At 72.0% G+C, this 5,549-nt stretch carries 6 protein-coding genes; 3 read left to right on the top strand and 3 right to left on the bottom strand.

All coding sequences use genetic code 11. The annotated features are described in order from the left end of the window. A partial coding sequence (locus CCR87_RS01750; protein ID WP_201155607.1) for an RsmB/NOP family class I SAM-dependent RNA methyltransferase occupies positions 1-876 on the top strand: 876 nt, incomplete at its 5' end. A gap of 202 nt (positions 877-1,078) precedes the next feature. Beyond that, positions 1,079-3,259 carry an ATP-binding protein gene (locus tag CCR87_RS01745; RefSeq protein ID WP_201155608.1) on the top strand — a complete coding sequence of 727 codons (2,181 nt, stop codon included), beginning with the start codon at positions 1,079-1,081 and terminating at the stop codon, positions 3,257-3,259. Between the two features lie 12 nt (positions 3,260-3,271). On the opposite strand, the gene CCR87_RS01740 is transcribed toward CCR87_RS01745, so the two are convergent. Continuing rightward, positions 3,272-3,724, bottom strand: coding sequence for an SH3 domain-containing protein (locus CCR87_RS01740; protein ID WP_338048854.1), 453 nt, complete (start codon positions 3,722-3,724; stop codon positions 3,272-3,274). A 190-nt stretch (positions 3,725-3,914) separates the two neighbouring features. Between CCR87_RS01740 and CCR87_RS01735 the strand changes: the two genes are divergently transcribed. Beyond that, the gene (locus CCR87_RS01735) at positions 3,915-4,901 is read left to right on the top strand and encodes a 2-hydroxyacid dehydrogenase (RefSeq protein WP_201155605.1); all 987 of its coding nucleotides are present in this window, start codon (positions 3,915-3,917) and stop codon (positions 4,899-4,901) included. A gap of 15 nt (positions 4,902-4,916) precedes the next feature. Here the strand turns inward: CCR87_RS01735 and CCR87_RS01730 are convergent, their stop codons facing one another. Further along, positions 4,917-5,297 carry a hypothetical protein gene (locus CCR87_RS01730; protein WP_201155604.1) on the bottom strand — a complete coding sequence of 127 codons (381 nt, stop codon included), beginning with the start codon at positions 5,295-5,297 and terminating at the stop codon, positions 4,917-4,919. Beyond that, positions 5,287-5,549: rod-binding protein (locus tag CCR87_RS01725; RefSeq protein ID WP_201155603.1), on the bottom strand; the 263-nt coding region annotated here is incomplete at its 5' end. The genes CCR87_RS01730 and CCR87_RS01725, both read right to left, overlap by 11 nt.

Raw genomic sequence — 5,549 nt, 5'->3', positions numbered from 1 at the left:
GACATGGCCGAGGCCGCGCATCTGGCCCACCCCCCCGCCATGACCGAGGCCGAGGAGCTGGATTGCCCTGACTGGCTCGTGCCACTCCTGCGTGACAGCCTGGGGCCGCAATTCGCACCGGTCATGGCCGCGCTGCGCGAGCGCGCGCCGGTGTTCCTGCGGGTCAATGTCGCGCGCGCCGACCGCGCCGAGGCCCTGGCCGCGCTGGCCCGGGACGGGATCGAGGCCCGCGCCTGCGCCATCGCCGACACCGCGCTGGAGGTCGTGTCGGGTGCCCGCCGCGTGCAGCGCGCGCGCGCCTATGCCGACGGGCTGGTGGAATTGCAGGACGCCGCCTCGCAGGCGGTGGTGGCGGCGCTGGATCTGGCGCCGGGGATGCGGGTGCTGGATCTGTGCGCGGGCGGTGGCGGCAAGGCGCTGGCGCTGGCCGCGCGGCTGGGCACCGAGGTGCTGGCCCATGACGCCAACCCCGCCCGCATGGCCGATCTGCCGGCGCGGGCCGCGCGCGCGGGCGCCCGCATCACCCCCGTCGCCCCCCCTGAGGGCGCCGGTCCGATGGACCTCGTGCTGGCCGATGTGCCCTGCTCCGGCTCGGGCAGTTGGCGCCGCGACCCCGAGGGGAAATGGCGGCTGACGCCCGAGCGTCTGTCGGCGCTGCGCGACACCCAGGCGGGAATTATGGATCGCGCCGCGGGGCTGGTGGCGGAGGGCGGTCGTCTGGCCTATGCGACCTGTTCGCTGCTGACGGCCGAGAACGACGACCAGGTGGCGGCGTTCCTGGGGCGTCACTCCGGCTGGCGGCTGGCTCACAGCGCGCGCTGGACCCCGCTGCAGGGGTGCGACGGGTTCTTCCTTGCGGTCTTGACGCGCCGGTGATCCCGGCCTTTGCTGGGCCCGGGGGGGGCGTTAAGCCCACCTTAAGCATTTTCGCGCGCTATCGGGGGGCAGCGGTCGGAGGCAGCGCGTGACGCAGGCGATACCCTTTTCACAGGCACTGGGGCGCACGGCCCAGCGGTTCACCGGGGCGGTCTGGCTGGTGCTGGGGCTGGCGGCGGTGGCGGCGGCGGTGGCGACGCTGATGGCGCCGGGTACGGTGCGCATGGCCGTGGTGTCGGTGTCGGTGACGCTGGCGTGTCTGGCGGCGATGGTGTCGGTGCTGGCCTGGCGCGAGGGGCGCGGTGCCACTGCGCGCATCGTCCCGGCACCGCCCATGGCCGATGACACAAGCCCGATGTTCACGGCCGATTGCGAGGGGCGCATCCTGTCGCGCAACCCTGCGGCTGACTCGCGCTTCGGCACGGGGGCAACCCTGGTCGCGGCGCTGGGGGGGCTGGTGACGGGGCCGGGTGCGCTCCTCTATCGGTTGCAGGCGCGCGCGACCGCCGACGGGTCCGCAAGCGAGGAGGTCGCGGCGCTGCATGGCCCCTTGCGCCTCTCGGTGCACCGGAGCGGGGCGGGGGTCTGGCTGTGGCGGCTGGAGGACCACACGGCCGACGCATCGGGTGCTGCGCGGCTGCCGATGCTGCGCGTCTCCAAGAGCGGCACCGTGTTGTGCATGAACGCGGCGATGCAACGCCTTGTGGGCGTGGAGGCGCGCACACTGGACCGGATCTTTCCGCATCTCCCCCTGCGCTCCGGCGAGGTGACGGAGGTTGCGGGTGCCGCCGGCCCCTGTCGCCGGATGGTGGCCGAGGTCGACGCCGGAGAGGGCCGGCGCGAGGTGTATCTGCTGCCCGCCCCCGACGCCGCGCGTCCCACCGCCGCGCGGGCGGAGTTCGAGGACCTGCCGCTGGCGCTGGCCCGCGTCTCTCCCGACGGACAGGTGATCAAGGCCAACCGCGTGGCGCGCGACCTTCTGGGACTGGTGATGCCCGCGCTGGGCCAGCCGCCGCGCCTGGCGGAGCTGCTGGAGGGGCCGGGGCGCCCGGTGGGCGACTGGCTCGCCGACGCCATGTCCGGGCTTGCGGAAAACCGCCCCCAGGTGCTGCGGCTGCGCCGGTCCGATCCCGACAGCTACCTGCAGGTCACGCTGCGGCGCGTGGCCGAGGACGGGCGCCCGGGCCTGCTGGCGGTATTCAACGACGCCACCGAGTTGAAATCGCTGGAGGCGCAGATCGTCCAGAGCCAGAAGATGCAGGCCATCGGCCAGCTTGCCGGCGGGGTGGCGCATGACTTCAACAACCTTCTGACGGCGATCTCGGGGCATTGCGACCTGCTGATGCTGCGCCATGACCGGGGCGATCCCGACTATGCCGATCTGGTGCAGATCCATCAGAACGCCAACCGCGCCGCGGCCCTGGTGCGGCAGTTGCTGGCGTTCTCGCGCAAGCAGACGCTGCGTCCGGAGGTGTTCGACCTGCGCGACACGCTGGGCGAGCTGACGCATCTGCTCAGCCGCCTGGTGGGGGAGCGGGTGGCGCTGGTGCTCGACCATGACAGCGATCTGGACATGGTGCGCGCCGACCGTCGCCAGATCGAGCAGGTGATCATGAACCTCGTGGTCAACGGACGCGACGCCATGCGCGAGGGCGGTGAGATCCGGATCGAGACGCGAAACCGGACGCTGGGCGAAAGCCTTGTGCGCGACCGTGCGCTGGTGCCTCCCGGCGCCTATGTCGTGGTGCGCGTCAGTGACCAGGGCGCGGGCATCCCGCCCGAGCACATGACCAAGATCTTCGAGCCGTTCTTCACCACCAAGCGCGCCGGCGAGGGGACCGGGCTGGGCCTTTCGACCGCCTACGGGATCGTCAAGCAGACCGGCGGGTTCATCTTTGTCGACAGCACGCCGGGGACCGGCACGGTGTTCAGCCTGTACCTTCCGGCCTGCGCCCCGGTGCCCGAGCCCGAGGCCGCCAGTGACCCGGCCGTGCCCACCCCGGAGCCGGGGCGCGACTGCGAAGGCGTGATCCTGCTGGTCGAGGACGAGGCCCCGGTGCGCGCCTTTGCCGCGCGGGCGCTGCGGATGCGCGGCCACACCGTGATCGAGGCCAGCTCGGCGGAGGAGGCGCTGGGCAAGCTCGACGATCCGGGCCTGCATGTCGATCTGTTCCTGACCGATGTGATCATGCCCGGCCTCGATGGTCCGACATGGGTGCGCAAGGCGCTGGGCCAGCGGCCGCAGGCGCGGGTGGTGTTCATGTCCGGCTACGCCGAGGAAGCGCTGGAGACCGGCCGCACGGCGATCCCGAATGCGGTGTTCTTGCCGAAACCCTTTTCCCTGTCAGAGCTGACAGCCACGGTGCAAGCCCAGTTGCAGTGACCCGGGCGGGCCTTATTCGAAGGTCTCACCCGGGATCAGCCCCCACAGATCCGCGCGCGGGGCCCATCCGCGCACGCCATCTGCGCGCAACCGGCACCAGTCCGGAGCGCAGGACTGCACCCGCGCGATCACTCCGGCCTCCAGATGCGCGACCACGGGCGCGCGATCATCGGGTTGCAGCCGCAGCGGCATCATGTCGGTGCGCACCAGGACCGTGCGCACCCCCGACAGCAGCGCAAAGTGCATCCAGCCGCCCAGGCCCTCGGCGTCCTCGACCCGGCGCCAGTGCTCGAACTCGGCCACCACGCGCAACGGCATGTCGCGCCGGGTGAACACCCAGTCGATGCGATGGGTCATGCCGGGGCCGCGGCGCGCGTTGCCCTCGTTGCTGCGCAGCGAGACAAAGCGCGGCAGCGCCAACCCCGTCACCGGTCCCACGCCGACCTCGGGCGCCGCGGTTTCCACCGCTTGCGCCGGTGCGCCGACCAGCCCGGCCGCAAGGGCCCCCGCCAGGATTGCCCGCCTCGAATGCCGCATCCGCCATGCCCCCGATCCGTCCTGCCGCCTGCCCACGCGCGGCGGCGCTTGTTGTCCAAGCTGAGGGGTGCCACTGTGCCACCCGTGATCGTCCGGGCCAAGCCGGGAGGGGGACCCAATGAGCAAACCGCGCCTGAGTGTTGTTGTCACGCGACGCCTGCCCGACGTCGTCGAGACCCGGATGGCCGAGCTCTTCGACGTCCGCCTGCGCGAGGCCGACACGCCGATGGACCGCGACGCGCTGGCCCATGCGATGCGCACGGCCGACGTGCTGGTGCCCACGATCACCGACCGCATCGATGCCGCCCTGCTGGCACAGGCCGGACCGCGCCTGAAGCTGATCGCCAGCTATGGCGCCGGGGTCGATCACATCGACGTGGAAACCGCGCGCCGGCGTGGCATCCTGGTCGCCAACACCCCCGGCGTGCTGACCGAGGACACCGCCGACATGGCGCTGGGCCTGATTCTCGCGGTGACCCGCCGCATCCCCGAGGGGCTGGCCGCGATGCAGTCCGGCAGCTGGTCGGGCTGGGCGCCGATGACCAACCTGGGCCGCCGCATTGGCGGCAAGCGGCTGGGCATCCTTGGTCTTGGCCGGATCGGGCGGGCTGTCGCGCGCCGTGCCCGCGTCTTTGGCATGCAGATCCATTACCACAACCGCCGACGCCTGCGTCCGGAGGTCGAGGCGGAGCTGGAGGCGACCTGGTGGGAGAGCCTCGACCAGATGCTCGCTCGGGTCGACGTGCTCAGCATCAACTGTCCGCACACGCCTGCGACGTTCCACCTGATCAACGCGCGGCGGCTGAAGCTGATGAAGCCCTCGGCGGTGATCGTGAACACCTCGCGCGGCGAGGTGGTGGACGAGAACGCGCTGACGCGTGCGCTGCGCGGCGGCGACCTTGCGGGGGCCGGGCTTGATGTGTTCGAGCGTGGCGCGGACGTCAATCCGCGCCTGCGCGACCTGCCCAATGTGGTGTTGCTGCCGCACATGGGCTCGGCCACGCTGGAGGGCCGGATCGAGATGGGCGAACGCGTGCTCGTCAACATAAAGACCTTTGCCGACGGGCACCGGCCGCCCGACCTCGTGGTGCCGGGCGTGCTGTAAGGCCCCGCGCCGCGATCAGGCGCGGCGCTCGGTGCCCGGGCGGGTCGGCTCGATCCGCGCCCGACGGCCTGAGCCGTCATAGGTCTGCAGCGGGGCGCGCGGTGCCATCAGGCTGCGCACCTGATCGCCGGCTGATTTCAGCCCGTTGCGCGCGGCCTCCAGCAGGACGGCGTTGCGCTGGGCCTGGGCTTGCAGGCGGCGCACCGTCGGCGCATCCACGGCAAGCGATGCCTCCGCCAGCCGTGCGGCCAGATGCTCCTTTTCCTCGGCCAGCCGGGGCAGGGCCTCGAAATCGGCCGACCGCAGGGCCGTCGCCTCGCGCTCCAGCAGCGCATCCAGCGTTGTGACCAGGGCGGCGCCGCCGTCCACGCTCTCGTCAGATGTCTCATGCGCCATTGTCGCGCTCCTTCAGGGCCTGGAAGATTGATTCGGACAGTCCGATGCCGCCGCGACGGGTGATGGCCTCGGCATGGGCTTCGGTCAGGAACGATGTGACCTGTGATTCGCCGATGCCGCCGCCGAACGCCTCGCGCGCGGCGCCGAAGCCCGCGGCCTCCAGCATGATCGACAGGAAGCGTGCCTCCACCGCGCGCGCGGCCTCGTGCAGGGTGGCGTCGTCGGCTGCGCGACGGGCGGGCGGGGGCATCG

Source organism: Rhodobaculum claviforme, assembly GCF_016653255.1.
In the GTDB taxonomy this organism is placed as follows: Bacteria; Pseudomonadota; Alphaproteobacteria; order Rhodobacterales; family Rhodobacteraceae; genus Rhodobaculum; species Rhodobaculum claviforme.
The sequence above is the reverse complement of the archived record's forward strand: the minus strand, read 5'-3'. Positions and strand labels throughout refer to the sequence as shown.